Source organism: Leisingera sp. G5_S3_59_S7, assembly GCF_054968485.1.
In genome coordinates this window covers 50884-69399 of the sequence record NZ_JBQKUH010000022.1, presented here as the reverse complement: position 1 = coordinate 69399, position 18516 = coordinate 50884, and the positions used below count along the sequence as shown (strand labels likewise).

The window sequence follows — 18516 nt, the reverse complement described above, 5'->3', positions numbered from 1 at the left end:
GGGGCAGCGCCCCCTTCCCACGGTCAGTTCAGCCGCGCCACCACGTAATCGGCCAGATCGCTGAGCATGGTGCGGATCTCGTGATCGGGCAGCACCTCCAGCGCCGCGCGCGCCTTGCCTGCCCAGGCCAGCGCATCCTGCCGCGTGGCCTCTAGCGTGCCGTATTTCGCCATCAGCGCCAGCGCCTCTTCCAGGTCGCCATCCTGCTGCTTGCCTTTTTCAATCGTGCGGGTCCAGAAGGCGCGCTCCTCAGCCGTCGCCTGCGCCACCGCCTTGATCACCGGCAGCGTCAGCTTGCGCTCGCGGAAGTCGTCGCCCACGTTCTTGCCGGTCGCCTTGCTGTCGCCCTGGTAATCCAGCAGGTCATCGGCAATCTGGAACGCAATCCCCAGCGCGTCACCATATTCAAACAGCGCCTTCACCTGCGCCTCCGAAGCCCCGGCAATCACCCCGCCCACCTCGGTCGCGGCCGAGAACAGCGCCGCGGTCTTGCCGCGCACCACCTGCAGATAGATGCCCTCATCGGTCTTCAGGTTCGACGCTGCGGTCATCTGCAGCACCTCGCCCTCGGCAATGGTCGCCGAGGCATTGGCCAGGATGTCCAGCACCCGCAGGCTCTCCGTCTCGACCATCAGCTGGAAGCTGCGGGCAAACAGGTAGTCGCCCACCAGGACAGAGCTCTTGTTGTCCCACAGCAGGTTCGCGGTGGGCCGCCCGCGCCGCTGGGCGCTTTCGTCCACCACATCGTCATGCAGCAGGGTGGCGGTGTGGATGAACTCTACTGTGGCGGCCAGTTTCACGTGGTGGTCGCCCTCGTAGCCGCACATCCGCGCCGCCGCCAGCGTCAGCATCGGCCGCAGCCGCTTGCCCCCCGCTTCGACCAGATGCGCGGTCACCTCGGGGATGCGCGGGGCGTGTTCGGAGGCCATCCGGGTGCGGATCAGCACATTCACCGCCTCCAGCTCCTGGCTCAGCGTGGCGGCCAGCATCTCATGCGGCTTCCGGGTCATCACTTGGTCCATCACTTTCCCGCTCGCAAGGCTCGACAAGGCGCAGGCCTTGCCCTTAGATCCAAATCCATGAAAGAGCTTTTGCGCAGCACCGATCCGACGATCATCGCCTTTGCCTCCGCCCTTCTTGAGGGTGAGGATATAGACTGCTTTCAAATGGACGTAAATATGAGCGTCCTGGAAGGCGGGATCGGAATTTTCCCGCGCCGTCTGATGGTTCGCGCCGATGATTACGACGACGCGCTGGTGGTGATGCGCGACAATGAAATCCCGCTGGGACGATGAGCGGCTTCCGCGAAGATGAGCTGACCCGCAACGGCTTTCTCGACGGCAGGGTGCAGCTGTGGCAGCCCGCACGCGGCTACCGCGCCGGGGTGGACCCGGTTCTGCTGGCGGCGGCGGTACCTGCGCGGGCAGGGGAAGCGGTGCTGGAGCTGGGCTGCGGTGCCGGCCAGGCGCTGCTGTGCCTTGGGGCGCGGGTGCCGGGGCTGGCCCTGGCGGGGGTCGAGCTGCAGGCGCCTTACGCGGACCTCGCCCGCCGCAATGCTGCCGCCAACGGCCAGGCTATTGATGTCCATGAGGCCGACCTGTCCGCCCTGCCAGAGGCGCTGAAGCAGCGCCAGTTTCATCACGTCATCGCCAATCCGCCCTATTACAAAGCAGGCGCGCACAGTCAGGCGCGCGACGCGGGCCGCAAGGTCGCCTTAGGAGAGGGCACGCCGCTGGCGGACTGGATTGCCGCCGCCGCCCGCCGTCTTGCGGCCAAGGGCCGCCTGCACATGATCCAGCGCGCCGACCGGCTGCCCGATATGCTGGCGGCTTGCGATGGTGTTCTGGGGTCGCTGGAGGTGCTGCCGCTGGCCCCGCGCCAGGGCCGCGCGGCGGAATTGGTGATCCTGCGCGCGCGCAAGGGCGGGCGGGCAGGCTTCCGTCTGCATGCGCCGCTGATTCTGCATGAAGGCGACCGGCACGAACGCGACGGCGAAAGCTACCGGCCGGAAATACGCACCATTCTGCGCGATGGCGCAGCGTTGCCCTGGCCCGCCTGAGGCGCGGTTTTCCAGCGGCGCAAACTTAGGAGCGGGGCCGGCCGGTTTCAACCTTTAGCGAATCCAACCCAGCCGGTTTCTGCTGGAATGCGCCGCCGCCTGCGGCAAAATGCGCGGCGCATAGCCGATATGAAAATTTCATGACAAAAATACTGCGGCTGCAGCGTGACAGATGCGGGAACTTATGCTCCACTCTTTATGTCTTACACATCTAGCTCAAAGAAGGAGGGTTGCCATGAGCCTCAGCTCGCATCTGACCGAACTTAAGAAGAAGCACGAGCACCTGAGCATGGAAGTGGAACAGGCCCAACGGTCGCCGAGTACCGACGGGCTGCAAATTGCAGCGATGAAGAAACAAAAGCTCAAACTGAAGGAAGAGATTGAGCGCCTGACCGCCGAAGCGGTCTGAGGGTTCTTGCCGGGGCCTAGCCCGGCAGACGATGGGGAGGGCCAGCCCGGTGCGGCGGCCCTCTTTTTATTTGGGAGGCCTCTTGTTCGGGCGGCCGCTATGCGGCGCCGGTGCTGGCCCGCGCAGCAATCAGCGCCCCGCCCGTGATCAGCGCCGCCGCCAGTGCCAGCCCCCAGGAGGCCGCGGCAATCCCCGCCAGCACCAGGATCAGCGTCGACAGCAGGGGGGCCGCATAAGAACTGGTGCCAAGCATCTGGATATCTCCCTGCTTGACGCCGATGTCCCACACATAAAACGCCAGCCCGACGGGGCCGAGGCCCAGCAGCAGGGTGGACACCCAGCCCAGCGTGCCCGCGGGCCAAACGGTTTCCTCCAGCGCGAAATGCAGGCCCCAGGAGGCCGCGGCAGTGGCCAGGCAGAACACCGCAACCGAACTGGTCGGCGCCCCGCCCACCAGCCGCGACAGCACCGAATAGCCGGACCAGGTCAGCGCGCACAGCAGCGCCAGCCCGTAGCCCGGCAGGTACTGCGCCTCAAACCCGCCACCGCCGCCGGAAATAATCGTTGCCGCACCGGCAAACCCCAGCACCGCACCGATCAGATGACCCGCCTTCAGCCTCTCGCCGGGCAGCAGGCCGGAGAACAGCACGATCAGCAAGGGCCACAGATAGGCGATCAGCCCGGCTTCTGCCGCCGGGGCCAGCCGCAGGGCGGAGAAATACAGCGCGTGATAGCCAAACAGCCCCAGCGTGCCGAAAACGTATACCCGCCACGGCACATGGCGCAGCTGTGCCAGCTTGCCCGCCGCCACGGTCCAAATCATCCCCAGGGTGCCGCCGATGGTGAAACACAGCGCATTCAGCAGCAGTGGCGGCGCTGGCTCCGACCCGACGGTCAGCAGCGCAAGCAGCGCCCAAAGCAGAACAGCGATAAAGCCAATGGCGGTCGCGCGGGTGCGGGTCATGGATGTCAAAGGTCCTTCACGGGCACGATTTCAAAGTCGTCCCACATATGTGCGGTTTTCTCGATCTCGGCAAAGTACCAATCGCGGAAGGCCGCAATCTGCGGCCGGTCCTTGGCTTCCGGCAGGCACAGGAAGCGGAACCGCGCCTCTGTCTGGATCGCCAGTTTGAAGGGCGCCACCAGCCGCCCCTCCCGCACGTCCTTGATGATCAGCGGCCGACGCCCCAGCGCCACGCCCAGTCCGGCACAGGCCGCGTCGATGGCATGATCGGGGGCCGAAAAATGGGTGCCGCTTCCGGGGGTAAAGCCGACACCCGCCGCGCGCAGCCAGGTCGGCCAATCGCAGCCTGGCGCAACGATGCTGAGGGAATCGTCAAAGATCAGCGGCGCATCGCGCAGTGCTCCCGGGGTCGGGAACTGCTCGAACAGCTCCGGCGTCATCACCGGCGTCAGCCAGTCGGGGCGGGTGCCGTAGGACGCCAGCCCCACGTCGTCCGAGACACCAAAGCGGATCGCCACATCGACATCGCCGCGGCGCAGATCCACCACCTTGAGCGAGGCGGACAGCCGCAGTTCGATCTCCGGGTGGGTGCGGGCAAATTCGAACAGCCGCGGCGCCAGCCATTTCGCTGTCAGCGCGGGGCCGGCCGTCACCGTCAGCGTGGTTTCATCCAGCAGCCGCCGGGTGCTTTGCCAGGCCTGGCCCAGGATGCGGAAGCCTTCATCGGCGCCGGGGGCCAGCGTCTCGCCCGCCTCGGTCAGCTCCACCGCCCGGTTCAGGCGCCGGAACAGCGGCTGGCCCAGATGCTCCTCCAGCGATTTGATCTGAAAGGACAGCGCGGCAGGGGTCACGTTCAGCTCTTCCGCCGCCTTGGCAAAGGACATGTGGCGGGCAGCAGCGTCAAAGGCGCGCAAAGCGGTAAGGGGAGGCAGGCGGTCAGTCATGCTCAGATAAGTATACCTTAACTGAACGTCTGCAAAGTCTCGTTTGTGCGTTTTACGTTGGGTCCTCATATTAGGTGCAGGTAAAGGATACTGATCCGAAAGGAGGCCTGAAATGCTGGAATATTCTGCTGATGCCGCCGTGAAGTCCGCGATGGCCCGCGCCCACGCCGAACGCGGCCAAGTGCTTAAGCTGGCCTGGACGTGGTTGCTCAGCAAGAGGCCGGTGCCAGCCCTCCGCCCCAAGGTTTCCCGCTGGGCCTGAGCGCGCTCTGATTCGAGAATAGGCACTTACGGGATAGGAAAAGGGCCGGTCCATCTGGACCGGCCCTTGCCGTTACTGCTGAAGAAACAGCTTAGACGAAGAACTGCGCACCGTTGGCAGAGATGGTCGAGCCGTTGATGAAGCCCGACTCGTCAGACGCCAGGAAGGCCACGCAGCGGGCGATCTCTTCCGGCTCGCCCAGGCGGCCGGCCGGGATCTGGGAGATGATCGATTCGCGCACCTTCTCCGGCACTGCCATCACCATCTCGGTGGCGATATAGCCGGGGCAGACCGCGTTGGCAGTGATGCCGGCGCGGGCGCCTTCCTGGGCCAGCGATTTCACGATGCCCAGGTCGCCTGCCTTGGTCGCGGCATAGTTCACCTGCGCGAACTGGCCTTTCTGACCGTTGATCGAGGAGATCACGATGACGCGGCCGAACTTGCGCTCGCGCATGCCGGGCCAGATCGGGTGCACGGTGTTGAACACGCCGGTCAGGTTGGTGTCGATCACCTCCTGCCACTGCTGCGGCGTCATCTTGTGGAACGGCGCGTCGCGGGTGATGCCGGCATTGGCCACAACGATGTCGATCGGGCCCATTTCCTCTTCGACCTTGGCGATGCCGGCGGCGCTTTCCTCGTAGCTGCCAACATTCCACTTATAGGTCTTGATGCCGGTCTCGTCGGTGAATTTCGCCGCGGCTTCGTCATTGCCGGCATAGGTTGCCGCAACGTTGCAGCCCTGCGCCTTCAGCGCCTGGGAAATTGCTGCGCCGATGCCGCGGGAGCCGCCTGTGACGAGTGCAGTACGTGCCATTCGAGAATCCTCCAGTATTGGTCACTTGGTAATCTTGCTACAGTTTTCACACTGGGAGAGCAACATTATTGCGCGGGTATTTTCTGCGGTGCCGCGTAAAAATTGTCGCACCCGCCGCGTGAGCTTTTTTGCAGGTGCAGTATAGGCCAGGATTGTAAAAGAAAAAGGACGCCGCGGGGGCGTCCTCCTCATTTTACGGTCAGTTGCCGGTATTATGGGCGCTCCACGCACATAGCAACGCCCATGCCGCCGCCGATGCACAGCGTGGCCAGGCCTTTCTTGGCGCCGCGGCGCTTCATTTCGAACAAGAGGGTGTTCAGCACCCGGCAGCCCGACGCGCCGATCGGGTGGCCGATGGCGATGGCGCCGCCGTTCACGTTCACGATCGACGGATCCCAGCCCATGTCCCTGTTCACTGCGCAGGCCTGGGCGGCAAAGGCTTCGTTGGCTTCGACCAGATCCAGGTCGTTGACCGACCAGCCGGCCTTTTCCAGCGCCTTGCGGGAGGCATAGACCGGGCCGACGCCCATGATCGACGGGTCCAGGCCGGCGGTTGCATAAGACGCGATGCGAGCCAGGGGCTCGATGCCGCGGCGCTCGGCCTCATCGGCGCTCATCAGCAGGGTGGCGGCGGCGCCGTCGTTCAGGCCAGAGGCGTTGGCCGCGGTGACAGACCCGTCCTTGGTGAAGGCCGGGCGCAGCTTCTGCATCGCTTCCATAGTGGCGCCGTGGCGGATGTATTCATCCTGGTCCACCACGGTCTCGCCCTTGCGGTGTTTGACGGTGAAGGCCGCGATCTCGTCCGCGAACTTGCCCGCTTTCTGTGCCGCTTCCGCCTTGTTCTGCGAGGCGACGGCAAATTCATCCTGCATGTCGCGGGAGATCTGCCACTGCTCGGCAACGTTCTCGGCGGTCTGGCCCATGTGGTAGCCGTTGAACGCATCCCACAGGCCGTCGCGGATCATCGTGTCGATGTATTTCATGTCGCCCATTTTGTGGCCCGCACGCAAATGCGCGGCATGGGGGGACAGGGTCATGTTCTCCTGGCCGCCGGCGGCAACGATGGAAGCATCGCCCAGCTGGATGTGCTGCGCACCCAGCGCAACGGCGCGCAGGCCGGAGCCGCAGACCTGGTTGATGCCCCAGGCGGCGCTTTCCTTGGGCAGGCCCGCATTGATGTGCGCCTGGCGGGCCGGGTTCTGGCCCTGGGCGGCGGTCAGCACCTGGCCCAGAATGGTTTCCGACACTTCGGATTTGTCGACACCGGCCCGCTCCACCACGGCTTCCAGCACCGCGGCGCCCAGATCATGGGCAGGGGTATTGGCGAACGCGCCGCCAAAGGAGCCGACGGCGGTGCGCGCGGCCGATGCGATTACAACATTGGTCATTGATTTCTGGTCCTCTGCCATCATTTTGGTCTACCGGAAAAGCGCCGCGCAACCGTTCGAGCCGCGGCTGCGCAACAATCTTTCCCGTATCCTCCGGGTACCGGCATAATCTATTGCTGCACGTGCAGCAATTGACAGGGTGTCCCAGCCGGCGCGCAAGAGTCAACCGCCAGAAACGTCCTCCGCCGCAGGATTTCCGTCAGTTCTGGCACGGGGTGCTGCAGGGCAGCGGACGCAGGCGCCGGGACGGGGCAGGGGGCGGCTTTGAAAGCCGCTGCAAAGACAAGGCTGTAGAGGACGGGGCAGGGGGCAGTGCCCGCGTCAGCGGGCGGCGGCGGTACCGGCGGCAGGCGCCGCAAGGCGCCTCCGGCTTGCAGGGGGGGGCGGGTGCTGCGGAAAACCCAGCCCCTATCCGGCTTGCTGGCGCTGCTTCATGTCTTCGATCCAGGGCGGCGACACCGACGGCGCGCCGTACAGGTAGCCCTGCAGGCAATCCACCCCGTTTTCCACCAGAAAGGCCGCGTCTTCCTGGTTTTCCACCGACTCGGCGACGATGAACATGTCGAACTGCTTGGCAATGCCGATCAGGGCCCGCACAACCGACTGATTGTCATGGCTGGCGTGAATGCCGCGGACGAACTGGCCGTCGATCTTGACCGCGTCAAAGAAGAACTGGCGGAAATGGCCGATCGCCGTTGTGCCAGCGCCGAAATTGTCGAGCGCGAAGGAAATCCCGTGCTGCTGCATCCGGCCCATGAAATCCAGCACAAGCTCCGGCGCGGCCATGACCGAAGCCTCGGTGAGTTCCAGCACCAGGCGTTCGCCCAGCGTGGCATCGCCTTTCAGACACCGCTGCAGCACCTGGGTCCAGCGCTGATAGCCGATGGAACGGGCGGACATGTTGATGGACAGGCGGATCTGCGGGAACTTCTCCAGCACCTGCAGGCCGTGCTGCAGCGCCAGGCAGTCCATCTCGCGGCCGATTTCTTTGTCCTCGACCACATGCATGAATTCCCGGGCGGGAATCACCCGGCCGGTCGGGTCCAGCACCCGGATATAGCCTTCGTAAAAGGCGACGCCATGCGGCGCCATGGCCTGCATGACGGGCTGATAGGCCAATACGGTCTGGCCGTGCTTAACCGCTTCGGCAACCATATCCAGCGTGGACCGGTCGCGGCCGGCCACTGCCGCGCTCAGCGGGTTTTCGGAGCCCTCGGGCAGATCTGCCATCGCGTTTCGTCTGTTCATGTGCTGCTGCGGCCCTGTTCCGGCAATGATGTGACACAATATGATGCTCCGGGCAGCGTCGCGCAAAAGGGTTGAGCCGGGATTAAAGTTCAAATTTGACGGATCCGCCTGCCCGGGCTGGCCTCAGCCGCCAAAGCCCGGCGTGCCTGTATCTTCGGGGTGGCGCTTCAGATGGGCGGCTTTGATCCCGGCAGAGGTCTCGCGGCTGCCGTCGTGGCTGTAGCCGGGCGGCGCAAAGGCATAGAGCAGCCGCTGTTTCCAGGTCAGCCCGGGCTGGGCCATGTCCTTGAAAATGCCGATCCATTCATGAAAGGCCACGCGCAGCGGGTTGAAGGTGGCAATGTTGTGCACCAGGCCGAAATCAGGCCGGTCGTGGTCCTGTTCCGGTACGAAGGTGCCGAACAGCTTGTCCCAGATGATGAAGACGCCGGCATAGTTGCAATCCAGATAGCGCGGGTTCCTGCCGTGATGGGCACGGTGATGGCTGGGGGTGTTCATCACCGCCTCGAACCAGCGCGGCAGGCGGTCAATCGCCTCGGTATGGATCCAGAACTGATAGATCAGGTTCAACCCGCCGCAAAACAGCACCAGCGCCGGGTGGAACCCCAGAAGAACCATCGGCGCCTTCACCACCATCATAAAGGTGAAGGTCCCGGTCCAGGTCTGCCGCAGCGCGGTAGTGAGGTTGTAGTGCTGGCTGGAATGGTGGTTCACGTGCGACGCCCAGACCCATCGGATGCGGTGGCCAAAACGGTGCACCCAGTAATAACGCAGGTCATCCAGCACAAAGCACGCCACCACCGCCCACAGCGAGGTGCCCATGTCCAGCGGCGTGATCTGCCACAGCGTCATCAAGAAGCCCCAGGCGATAAAGCCCAGAAGCAGCCCCTCGGCGACGCTGCCCGCGCCCATGATCAAGGAGGTGACTGCATCGCGGGTCTCGTACCGGCCGCCGCGTTTCCTCAGGGCGATCCACAGGAATTCGGCCAGGATGGCGGCAATGAAAAACGGCACCGCCAGCTGGGTCGCGTCGGGATAGGTGAGGTCGCCGCTCATGCTGTCTCCCCGCCGGACGCAATCACCGCCTGCCACCGGGCGCGTTCTGCCCGCGTCAGGGCGACGGACACGCCAGGTGCGCTGAAGTCTTTGAAACTGATGCGCAAACCCCCGGCAGATTCGGCGATGGCAGCGCCGCCCAAGTGCCGCGCCACGGAATCTGCGCCGAACGCCCAGACCAGGCCCGGACCGCTGTCCGCGGCAATCAGCGCAGCATGGCCGCTGGCGGCGGGAAGCACGTTTTGGACCCTGTCCTGAGGATACTGGCGCAGCCAGGCGGCGCGGCTGCTTTCAGCCGTCAGAACCGCCTGCCGCGACCGCCCGGTCACATGCAGCAGCACGGCAATAGCGGTTATTCCGCCCGCAACCAGGGCCAGCAGCAGTTCCAGCGGCATCGCGTCCTCCCGCGGGCAGACTGGCGGCCCGCCGGAAGCCTGTCAAAGGTGGCGTGGGGTCAAGCGCCGCCGCCGCTCCCGGGGGCGGAGCGCAGGCGGGCTGCGGGCCAATGGCCCTGTGGTCTACACCGCCGCCACCGTGCTCTGGCGCGGCGCCAGCACTTGCATCTGCACCACGCGCTCGACAAAGGGCACCAGCCCCTCCGGCCCGGAGCTGCGGTCCTTGAGGTGGATGCAGACGTCCGGCCTGAGGGCGGCGATGATGCCGATCAGGTCGCCGCGGGTCTGGTCATCCAGCCCGGCGCCCATGATAACGCATTCAATGCGCGGCTCGGTTTCCAGCTGGCGCACCACTTCGGGCTGGTCGTGCGCGCCCAGCCATTGAATCGGAAGATGGTCAAGCTGCTCTGCAACATTGCCAATGACATTCGGCAGCTTGCCGATCAGTAACACAACAGGTTTCATTTCACTCTCCACCCTACACGCGGGCGCCTTATCGGGACGTCCCTCAAGAGTGAAATAGTGCGAATTTTTGCCGGGTCAGGTAGCGGCTTCCAGGTCAGAAGGAATAGGTGATTGACCTGCCTTTGCCCTTGTCGCGGGTGAAGGTCACCCTGCTGCCGTCCACTGAAACGGATAAGCAATTTTCGGGCAGCTGCTTTTGATCGATATAGACGTTGCGGCAGAAGAAGCGCCGGTTCCAAACCCAGGCGCCCACGATTTTCTCCCCCCTGGGGGAAACACCGGTCAGTTTTCCGTCTGCGCTGGCGATGACCCAATGATCGCCAGCTACAAGTTTCTTGCCGGCGACAGCGGCCATGAAATCCTTTTCTTTCTTGATGGCTCCGGCGCCGGCTGGTGCGGCGGCTATCACGCTGAGCGCCAGGGCACAGGCTGTCAAACGCAGGAATTTCATGAGATCCCTCCCGGTATACTTGTTAACAGAACACCGGGAGAATGTGTCAGATCAGCCCGTTTTATTCAATCCGCGGCTGAGGCGGCTGCAGTGTCTTCGCCTATCATTGCCGCGATGATCTGCTTGGCGCTGTCCGAGTTCCACTCGGCATCGCCCAGCAGCCGCGCAACCTCCTTGCCATCGCGGCCCAGGAGCACCGTGATCGGCAGGCCGATCACCGCCATTTCGCGGGCCAGCGCCTGTTTCGGGTCCTGGTGGCGGGGCAGGCTGTTGATGCCGTTCTCGTCAAAGAACTTTTGTATGCCCGCGGGCGAGTTGCGTCCCGTGGCGATGGTCAGCACCTGAAAATCCTCGCCGCCGAATTCCTGCTGCAGCTCTTCCAGCTGCGGCATCTCCTTGCGGCAGGGGGCGCACCAGGTGGCCCAGAAGTTCAAGAGCACGATCTTGCCCTGATAGTCGGCCAGGGTCGCGGTGCCTGCGCCGTCGGCCAGGTCGAACGCGGCGGCGGACACATCGCGCGGCTCGGCATGCACGACCAGCTTCTTCATCGAGCCGTCGCGCAGGGCCTCCAACTGCGCCTGATCCGCCGCAGCCGCGGCATTTGCACCCAAGGCGAGGGCCATATAAAGGGAAAGCTGACGAAACAGACGCATATTATCTCCGGGGTTCCACACCATGACAGATCAATCCTCGAACCAGATGTGGGGCGGCCGCTTTGCCGCTGGCCCGGACGCGATCATGGAGGCAATCAACGCCTCGATCGGGTTCGACAAGCGGATGGCGGCGCAGGACATTGCCGGCTCCAGGGCCCATGCGGCGATGTTGGCCGCCACAGGCGTCATTACGGATAATGATGCCGAGGCCATTCGGGAAGGGCTGCTCACCGTTTTGTCAGAGATCGAGGGCGGAACCTTCCAGTTTTCCACAGCACTGGAAGACATCCACATGAACGTGGAGGCCCGCCTGAAGGAAATCATCGGCGAGCCTGCGGGCCGCCTGCACACGGGCCGCAGCCGCAATGACCAGGTGGCGACCGATTTCAAACTGTGGGTGCGCGACCAGCTGGACGCAGCCGAAAGCGGCCTCTTGGCGCTGATCCGCGCGCTTCTGTCGCAGGCTGAGGCGGGCGCCGATTGGGTAATGCCGGGCTTCACCCACCTGCAGACCGCGCAGCCGGTGACTTGGGGCCACCACATGATGGCCTATGTGGAGATGTTCGGCCGCGATCTGTCCCGCGTGCGCGATGCGCGTGCCCGGATGAACGAATCGCCGCTGGGCGCGGCGGCGCTGGCGGGCACCTCCTTCCCGATCGACCGGGAGATGACGGCCAAGGCGCTGGGTTTCGACCGCCCGGCAGCCAACTCGCTGGACGCGGTTTCCGACCGCGATTTCGCGCTGGAGTTTCTCTCCTGCGCCTCGATCAGCGCCGTGCACCTCAGCCGCTTTGCTGAGGAGCTGGTGATCTGGTCCTCTGCCCAGTTCCGTTTTGTCACCCTCAGCGACCGCTTCTCCACCGGCTCGTCGATCATGCCGCAGAAGAAGAACCCCGACGCGGCAGAGCTGATCCGCGCCAAGGTGGGCCGGATCTTTGGCGCCAACACCGCGCTGATGATGGTGATGAAAGGGCTGCCGCTGGCCTATTCCAAGGACATGCAGGAAGACAAGGAACAAGTCTTTGATGCCGCCGACAACTGGATGCTGGCGCTGGCGGCGATGGAAGGCATGGTCAAGGACATGACCGGAAACCGCGAGTCGCTGGCGGCGGCTGCGGGCTCGGGCTTCTCCACCGCCACCGATCTGGCCGACTGGCTGGTGCGGGTGCTGAAGGTGCCGTTCCGCGATGCCCACCATGTGACCGGCACCCTGGTCGCCATGGCCGAAAGCCGCGGCTGCGACCTGCCGGATCTTTCGCTTGCGGATATGCAGGGCGTGCATGACGGGATCACCGACGACATCTTCACTGTGCTTGGCGTCGAAAACTCGGTAAACTCGCGCATGTCTTATGGCGGGACCGCACCCGCCCAGGTGCGCGCGCAGATCGCCCGATGGAAAGAGGTTCTGGACGGCTGAGGCCGTCCGGGCGGGGCTGCTGCAAGGAGTCAGACAATGCGCAATGTGATCTTTGCCTTGATCGGGCTGGCGGTGCTGGCCGCCTGCGGCGTCGACGGCGAGCCGGTGCAACCGACGCTGAATGCCGGCGTTGGCGTCGGTGACAGCGGCGTCCATGTCGGCGGCGCGGTCGGGCTGCACAAGGGGCCGGTCAGCGTTTACCTGGGCTTTTAGCGGCCCCGCGCCCTTGATGCGCTGCCGTTCAGCCGCCATCTGTTGACCGTCCCGCTGCGATGCCGGGGCGGTTTCCGTTTGAGGATATTGCGATGAAATCTGTTGTCTTGTTTCTGGCAGTGCTTGGACTTGCAGCCTGCGAGACCGGGGCGCCGGCAGCGAACCGGCCGCAACAGCACGACACCGCCAAACCCGGTGTGAAGGTGTCCGGCTCGGCGCGGGTCGGGGTGTCTCATACTTTCTAGGAAGACGGTTTTCAGCAGCATGGGTTTTCACCGTCCGGCCAGCCGGCCCGGGCGGTTGCTCTCTGCTGCGTTGCTGTTCTGCCTGTCCTGATGTGCTGCCGTGTCAGCAGCTGTCAGCGGTAAGGAATGGCGGCGCCGCCAAAGGGCGGAGGCGGGACGGGAGGATTTCTCCCGCACGCGAAACGTCGTTTGTGCGTGCCCGTGCCAAGGGGCCCTGTTCCATGGTGCCGGGGGTGTCAGGCCCGGCAGTGACCGCGATCAGGGGGTACTATGCCAAACTGGGCTTAAGGTGCTGTGACAGGGGCGTGCGCCTGAAGCGCAACACCCCCGGCGTTGCGCTCGCCGCTGCTGTTGCGCAGTGAGTGTTTTGGGAAAGATGAAGGCGCAGGCCCGGTGTTTTCATCTTTCCCAAGTACTTGAACGCAGCCGCAAGCCAGGAGCGAAACGGGCGGAAGGTGAAACGGTCCGCCGCGCGCCAGCGCGGCGCCGGGCCCAACGGGCGCGGGCGCATCTTTGATGCGTCTGCGGCGGGCGGGAGAGCGTCTTTGTTTCCGCTGGTCGCCCGCGGGCGGAATCATTTGATCCATCTGCCCGTTTTGCCCTAAACGCGGGGTTATGGACCATTTTCTCTACCGCGACGGCGCGCTTTTCGCCGAAGACGTTCCCATCTCCGAGATCGCCGCGGCGGTGGGCACTCCGTTCTATGTCTATTCCACCGCGACCCTGCTGCGCCATTTCCGCCTGTTCGACGAGGCGCTGGAGGGCACCGATCACCTGGTCTGCTTTGCGATGAAGGCGGCAAGCAATCAGGCGATCCTGAAGACGCTGGCACAGGCGGGCGCAGGCATGGATGTGGTCAGCCAGGGCGAATACCTGCGCGCCAAGGCTGCGGGCGTTCCCGGCGACAGGATCGTCTTTTCCGGCGTCGGCAAGACGGCAGAGGAAATCCGCGTGGCTTTGACCGGCGGTATCCGCCAGTTCAACGTGGAATCCGAGCCGGAGATGGAGGTGATCAGCGCGGTGGCGCAGGAACTGGGCACCAAGGCCCCGATCACCATCCGGGTGAACCCGGACGTAGACGCCAAGACCCACGCCAAGATCGCCACCGGCAAATCCGAGAACAAATTCGGCATCCCGATTGCCCGCGCCAAGGAGGTCTATGCCCGCGCCGCCGCCCTGCCGGGGCTGGAGGTGGTGGGGATCGACGTCCACATCGGCTCCCAGCTGACCGATCTGGACCCCTTCCGGCTGGCCTACCAGAAGGTGGCGGAGCTGACGGAAACCCTGCGCGCCGAGGGCCACAACATCCGCCGCTTGGATCTGGGCGGCGGTCTTGGCATCCCCTACGAGCGCTCCAACAGCGCGCCGCCCTTGCCGGTGGAATACGGCCAAATGGTCAAGGAAACCCTCGGCCACCTCGGCTGCGAGATCGAGATTGAGCCGGGGCGGCTGATCGCGGGCAACGCGGGCCAGCTGGTCAGCAAGGTGATCTATGTGAAATCGGGCGAGGGGCGCGATTTCCTGATCCTGGATGCGGCGATGAACGACCTGATCCGCCCGGCGATGTATGAGGCGCACCACGACATCATCCCGGTCAGTGAGCCTGCGGCGGGCACCGAGAGCCAGACCTATGACATCGTCGGCCCGGTCTGCGAGACCGGCGATACCTTTGCCAAGCAGCGCGGCCTGCCGCCCCTGGCGGCGGGCGATCTGGTCGCCTTCCGCAGTGCGGGTGCCTATGGCGCAGTGATGGCGAGCGAGTACAACTCCCGCCCGCTGATCCCCGAAGTGCTTGTCCATGGGGATCAATTCGCGGTTATTCGCCGGCGCCCGGACTATGAAGAGATGATAAACCGCGATACCATCCCGGAGTGGCTCTGAAGCGATCCGGGCGCGATCCGGCGCGGGCCATCCTGAAACGAGGCCCGAATGCCCTTTGACAGACGTGCCGATCCTGTCCTGAAACGCCTGCGCTGGCCTGTGGCTCTGACGCGGGCGGGACTCGTGGCCGAACGCGCCATGCGCGCCTTCTGGCCGCTGGCCTCGGTGCTGATGGCGGCGCTGGCGGCGCTGATGCTGGGGCTGCACCAGCTGCTGCCGGACACCGTGGTCTGGATCAGCGCCCTTGCGGCAGTGCTTGCCGCCGCAACGGCCGTTGGCTGGGGCGCCTGGCGGTTCCGCTGGCCGTCCCGGGAGGCGGCGCTGGAGCGGCTGGACCAAACTTTGCCCGGCCGCCCCGTCAGCGCCTTGCTGGACACCCAGGCCATCGGCGCGGAAGATGCCGCTTCCATCGCCCTGTGGCAGGCGCACCAGCGCCGGATGGCCGAGGCCGCGGCCCATGCCCGCGCCCCCGCGCCTGATCTGAACGTCGCCTCCGCCGACCCCTATGCGCTGCGCTATGTCGCGGGGCTGTTTATGGCGGTTGCGCTGTTGTTCGGCTCGATCTGGCAGGTGGCCTCGGTCAAGGATCTGGGCACCGGCGGACCGGCTGCGCTGAGCGGCCCCGCCTGGGAGGGCTGGGCAGAGCCGCCCGCCTATACCCGCCTGCCGGTGCTCTATCTGAACGACCAGCCTGAAGGGGCGCTGAAACTGCCGGAGGGCAGCCGTGTCACCCTGCGCTTTTATGGCGAGGTCGGAGCGCTGACCCTGTCGGAGAGTGTCTCGGGCCCTGCCGGGGATCAGCCGTCGGCGCCCGAAGGTGCAGTGGCCTTTGACGTGACCCGCAACGGCGGCTTTGCCATCGAAGGCAGCGGTGGGCGCAGCTGGCAGGTGGAGGTGATCCCGGACCATCCTCCAGGCATCGCGGTGGCGGGCCAGCCGGAGCTGGAAAACGACGGTTACACCTCGCTGGCGTTCAGCGCCCGGGATGATTACGGCGTCGCCGGCGGGCAGGTGCGGGTCACCCTGGATCTGGCCGCGGTGGAGCGGCAGCACGGGCTGGCCGCTGATCCCGACCCGCGCGAGGCGCTGGTGCTGGACCTGCCGCTGCCGCTTTCCGGATCCCGCGAGGAATTCACTGAAAAGCTGATCGAGGATTTCGCCCGTCACCCCTGGGCCAATATGCCGGTTGTCTTCACCTTCTCCGCAATGGACGAAGCCGGCCAGTCTGCCGCGGCGGCGGGCTTTGGTGCGGATATGGTCACCCGCCGCTTCTTCGACCCGCTGGCGGCGGCGGTGATCGAACAGCGCCGCGACCTGTTGTGGGCGCGCGCCAACGCGCCGCGAGTGGCGCAGATCCTGCGCACCCTGTCGCACCGCCCGGACGGGCTGTTCCGCGACTATGGCGACTATCTGCGGCTGCGCACCATTCTGCGGCGGCTGGAAAGCTACACCGTGAGCGGCTCCGTCGCTGAACCGCGGCAGGAGGAGATTGCCGCCGCGCTGTGGGATCTGGCGATCCAGCTGGAGGAGGGCGACGTGGGCGATGCGCTGGAGCGGATGCGGCGGGCGCAGGAGCGGCTGAGCCAGGCGATGCGCGACGGTGCCAGCGAGCAGGAGATCGCCCGCCTGATGCAGGAACTGCGCGAGGCAACCCAGGATTATCTGCGCCAGCTGAGCCGGATGGCCGAGGCAGAGGGCGAGATGATGGATCCGGGCGACATGCCCGAGGACATGATGACGCTCAGCCAGGATGACCTGCAGGCGATGATGGACCGCATCCAGGAGCTGATGGAGCAGGGCCGCATGGCCGAGGCCGAACAGGCGCTGCGCGAGTTCCAGCAGATGATGGAAAATATGCGGATGACCCGCTCGCAGCAGGGCCAGGGACAGGGTGACGAGGGCCGCGAGGCGATGGAGGGGCTGGCGGAGACCCTGCGCGAGCAGCAGGGGCTGTCGGACCAGGCGTTCCGCGACCTGCAGGAACAGTTCAACCCCGGCGCCCGCAGCGGCGAGAGCCAGGGCAATGAGGGCCGCGACGGCGGTCTGGGCCGCGGCCAGAGCCATCAGGGCGGCCAGGGCGGCGACAGCGGCGCAGGCGAAGGCGGCGAAGGGGCCGACAGCCGCAACCCGGATGGACAGGGCGGACAGGGCGGCAATGGCCGCGAACAGCCGGGGCAGGGCGGCTCTCTGGCGGACCGCCAGCAGGCCCTGCGCCAGCAGCTGCAGCAGCAGCGCGACGGGCTGCCTTATCTGAGCGGCGAGGCGGGCGAAGCGGCGCGTGAGGCGCTGGACCGCGCAGGCCGCGCCATGGAAGGGGCCGAGGATGCCTTGCGCGGCGGCGACAACGCCGAGGCTATCGACCGCCAGTCGGATGCCATGGAGGCGCTGCGCGAAGGGATGCGCAGCTTGGGCGAGGCGCTGGCGCAGCGTGATGACGGCCAGCGCAACGGCCAGGGCCAGCCATCGGCCACGGCGCAGGGCGAACGGCTGGACCCGCTGGGCCGCAGCAACGGTTCGGTGAATGACGGCGGCAAGGTCGGCGAGGGCAATGCCTACCGCCGGGCCTGGGATTTGCTGGAGGATATCCGCCGCCGGGCCGGCGAGCGTGAACGCAGCGAGCGCGAACGCAGCTATCTGCAGCGGCTGCTGGACCGGTTCTGAGCGCCAGCAGCCAGCGCCCCGGACGCTCTGTCAGCCTGAAAGTCCGGAAAGGACGCGAAGCGCGTTACTGCGCGCTGATCAGCGTTTTCGCCTGCGCATCCAGCCACAGCCGCATCTGATCCACCCAGCTGACATAGCTGCTGAGGGCGGACTCTGCCAGCGGCACCTTTTCAGCAATCAGCGCCGCATTGTCATAGATCATCACCATCGCCAGCGCTGCAATCAGCGAGAGCGAAAAGCCGCGGGCAAAATTGTTCTTGCGCCGCACCGGCGGCGCTTCCGCAGCGGCCTGAGGGGCAGGCGCCGCGCTGCCGCCAGAGCGCAGAGTGGAGTTGATCTCTTCGATGTCCGGCAGCAGCTCCTTGCGGGAGCCGCTCTCGGCGGCGGCCAGCTGGCGCGGGTCCTCGCCGCGCATCCGGGCCATCCGGTCGCGCGCCTGGCGGCTGCGGCGGGCGGCCTCGTCTTCGGGGGCGGTGGCCTCCTCCAGCCCCAGGTCGGGCTGGGTCTCCAGGCTTTGGCTTTCCGCCGCCCGCAGCGAGGCTTCGCGCTCCGCCTCCTCGCGCAGGATATCCGTCAGGGCAGGATCCAGGCCGCGTGCCCGCTGCGGCTGCAGTTCGGCCTGCTGCTGCGGAATGTCCTCTGCGGCGTCCTGCGCAAAGCCGCCCGGACCGTCCTGGCGGCTGTTTGCGAAAAAGTCTGCGGCCTCCTCTTCGATGCCGCCGCGCTCTGGGGCAGGTTCCGCGGCATTTTCGGCGGCGTCCTCGGGGGCCTGCTGCGGGGCGCTGTCCGCGGCGTCCTGTTCCGGCTCCTCCGCTGCCTCAGCCGGGGCGGGGGCGTCATCTGCCAGGGGAGCTGCCGCGGTTTCCCCGGCGGCCGCCTGGAACCAGGTCTGGCCGCAGTTGGAACATTGCACATCCCGCCCCTCGGCAGGGATCACATCCTCCGGCACTTCGTACTCGGCTGCGCAATTCGGGCAGGTCAGGCGCATCAT

The 18516-nt window shown here is 65.7% G+C and carries 21 protein-coding genes; 9 read left to right on the top strand and 12 right to left on the bottom strand.

Annotated features, from left to right (window positions below; all coding sequences use genetic code 11):
- Nucleotides 1-23: 23 nt before the first annotated feature.
- A complete protein-coding gene (locus ACTRWG_RS11840; RefSeq protein ID WP_027235143.1) occupies nucleotides 24-1022 on the bottom strand; it encodes a polyprenyl synthetase family protein in 999 nt (332 codons plus the stop codon).
- Nucleotides 1023-1079: 57 nt separating this feature from the next.
- Here ACTRWG_RS11840 and ACTRWG_RS11835 point away from each other — a divergent pair, with 57 nt between their 5' ends.
- From ACTRWG_RS11835 to ACTRWG_RS11825, 3 genes are all read left to right on the top strand, one after another.
- On the top strand, nucleotides 1080-1295 hold the full coding sequence (locus ACTRWG_RS11835; protein ID WP_027235142.1) for a putative signal transducing protein: 216 nt from the start codon (nucleotides 1080-1082) through the stop codon (nucleotides 1293-1295).
- Nucleotides 1292-2059 carry a tRNA1(Val) (adenine(37)-N6)-methyltransferase gene (locus ACTRWG_RS11830; RefSeq protein WP_462829343.1) on the top strand — a complete coding sequence of 256 codons (768 nt, stop codon included), beginning with the start codon at nucleotides 1292-1294 and terminating at the stop codon, nucleotides 2057-2059. The genes ACTRWG_RS11835 and ACTRWG_RS11830 overlap by 4 nt, the downstream gene beginning before the upstream one ends.
- A 235-nt stretch (nucleotides 2060-2294) precedes the next feature.
- A complete protein-coding gene (locus tag ACTRWG_RS11825; RefSeq protein ID WP_008557220.1) occupies nucleotides 2295-2468 on the top strand; it encodes a YdcH family protein in 174 nt (57 codons plus the stop codon).
- A gap of 97 nt (nucleotides 2469-2565) precedes the next feature.
- On the opposite strand, the gene yddG is transcribed toward ACTRWG_RS11825, so the two are convergent.
- Entirely contained in the window at nucleotides 2566-3432 is an 867-nt protein-coding gene (yddG, locus tag ACTRWG_RS11820; protein ID WP_027235140.1) for an aromatic amino acid exporter YddG, read from the bottom strand.
- 5 nt (nucleotides 3433-3437) lie between these two features.
- A complete protein-coding gene (locus ACTRWG_RS11815; RefSeq protein WP_462829342.1) occupies nucleotides 3438-4376 on the bottom strand; it encodes a transcriptional regulator GcvA in 939 nt (312 codons plus the stop codon).
- Between the two features lie 112 nt (nucleotides 4377-4488).
- Between ACTRWG_RS11815 and ACTRWG_RS11810 the strand changes: the two genes are divergently transcribed.
- Nucleotides 4489-4638, top strand: a complete 150-nt coding sequence (locus ACTRWG_RS11810) for a hypothetical protein (RefSeq protein WP_167332321.1) — start codon at nucleotides 4489-4491, stop codon at nucleotides 4636-4638.
- Between the two features lie 91 nt (nucleotides 4639-4729).
- Here ACTRWG_RS11810 and phbB read toward each other — a convergent pair whose 3' ends face one another.
- From phbB to ACTRWG_RS11770, 8 genes are all read right to left on the bottom strand, one after another.
- A complete protein-coding gene (gene phbB, locus ACTRWG_RS11805; RefSeq protein WP_027235138.1) occupies nucleotides 4730-5452 on the bottom strand; it encodes an acetoacetyl-CoA reductase in 723 nt (240 codons plus the stop codon).
- A gap of 212 nt (nucleotides 5453-5664) precedes the next feature.
- Nucleotides 5665-6840, bottom strand: a complete 1176-nt coding sequence (locus ACTRWG_RS11800) for an acetyl-CoA C-acetyltransferase (protein WP_027235137.1) — start codon at nucleotides 6838-6840, stop codon at nucleotides 5665-5667.
- 408 nt (nucleotides 6841-7248) lie between these two features.
- Nucleotides 7249-8088, bottom strand: a complete 840-nt coding sequence (locus ACTRWG_RS11795; RefSeq protein ID WP_027235136.1) for an EAL domain-containing protein — start codon at nucleotides 8086-8088, stop codon at nucleotides 7249-7251.
- 123 nt (nucleotides 8089-8211) lie between these two features.
- Nucleotides 8212-9144: a sterol desaturase family protein gene (locus tag ACTRWG_RS11790; RefSeq protein ID WP_027235135.1), complete on the bottom strand. Its 933-nt coding sequence runs from the start codon at nucleotides 9142-9144 to the stop codon at nucleotides 8212-8214.
- The gene (locus ACTRWG_RS11785; protein ID WP_027235134.1) at nucleotides 9141-9539 is read right to left on the bottom strand and encodes a hypothetical protein; all 399 of its coding nucleotides are present in this window, start codon (nucleotides 9537-9539) and stop codon (nucleotides 9141-9143) included. The genes ACTRWG_RS11790 and ACTRWG_RS11785 overlap by 4 nt, the downstream gene beginning before the upstream one ends.
- Nucleotides 9540-9662: 123 nt before the next feature.
- Nucleotides 9663-10004 carry a hypothetical protein gene (locus ACTRWG_RS11780; protein ID WP_027235133.1) on the bottom strand — a complete coding sequence of 114 codons (342 nt, stop codon included), beginning with the start codon at nucleotides 10002-10004 and terminating at the stop codon, nucleotides 9663-9665.
- A 94-nt stretch (nucleotides 10005-10098) separates the two neighbouring features.
- The gene (locus tag ACTRWG_RS11775; RefSeq protein ID WP_027235132.1) at nucleotides 10099-10455 is read right to left on the bottom strand and encodes a hypothetical protein; all 357 of its coding nucleotides are present in this window, start codon (nucleotides 10453-10455) and stop codon (nucleotides 10099-10101) included.
- Nucleotides 10456-10520: 65 nt separating this feature from the next.
- Nucleotides 10521-11108 carry a TlpA disulfide reductase family protein gene (locus ACTRWG_RS11770; RefSeq protein ID WP_245597347.1) on the bottom strand — a complete coding sequence of 196 codons (588 nt, stop codon included), beginning with the start codon at nucleotides 11106-11108 and terminating at the stop codon, nucleotides 10521-10523.
- Nucleotides 11109-11130: 22 nt separating this feature from the next.
- Here ACTRWG_RS11770 and argH point away from each other — a divergent pair, with 22 nt between their 5' ends.
- The 5 genes from argH (at nucleotide 11131) to ACTRWG_RS11745 (ending at nucleotide 17525) form a co-directional block, all read left to right on the top strand.
- On the top strand, nucleotides 11131-12525 hold the full coding sequence (argH, locus tag ACTRWG_RS11765) for an argininosuccinate lyase (protein ID WP_027235130.1): 1395 nt from the start codon (nucleotides 11131-11133) through the stop codon (nucleotides 12523-12525).
- A 36-nt stretch (nucleotides 12526-12561) separates the two neighbouring features.
- Nucleotides 12562-12738, top strand: coding sequence for a hypothetical protein (locus ACTRWG_RS11760; RefSeq protein ID WP_008558101.1), 177 nt, complete (start codon nucleotides 12562-12564; stop codon nucleotides 12736-12738).
- Nucleotides 12739-12830: 92 nt separating this feature from the next.
- Entirely contained in the window at nucleotides 12831-12983 is a 153-nt protein-coding gene (locus ACTRWG_RS11755; RefSeq protein ID WP_167332320.1) for a hypothetical protein, read from the top strand.
- A 615-nt stretch (nucleotides 12984-13598) separates the two neighbouring features.
- The gene (gene lysA / locus ACTRWG_RS11750) at nucleotides 13599-14864 is read left to right on the top strand and encodes a diaminopimelate decarboxylase (RefSeq protein ID WP_027235129.1); all 1266 of its coding nucleotides are present in this window, start codon (nucleotides 13599-13601) and stop codon (nucleotides 14862-14864) included.
- 48 nt (nucleotides 14865-14912) lie between these two features.
- Nucleotides 14913-17525: a TIGR02302 family protein gene (locus ACTRWG_RS11745; RefSeq protein WP_027235128.1), complete on the top strand. Its 2613-nt coding sequence runs from the start codon at nucleotides 14913-14915 to the stop codon at nucleotides 17523-17525.
- A gap of 64 nt (nucleotides 17526-17589) precedes the next feature.
- Here ACTRWG_RS11745 and ACTRWG_RS11740 read toward each other — a convergent pair whose 3' ends face one another.
- Nucleotides 17590-18513 carry a zinc-ribbon domain-containing protein gene (locus tag ACTRWG_RS11740; protein WP_027235127.1) on the bottom strand — a complete coding sequence of 308 codons (924 nt, stop codon included), beginning with the start codon at nucleotides 18511-18513 and terminating at the stop codon, nucleotides 17590-17592.
- Nucleotides 18514-18516: the final 3 nt, after the last annotated feature.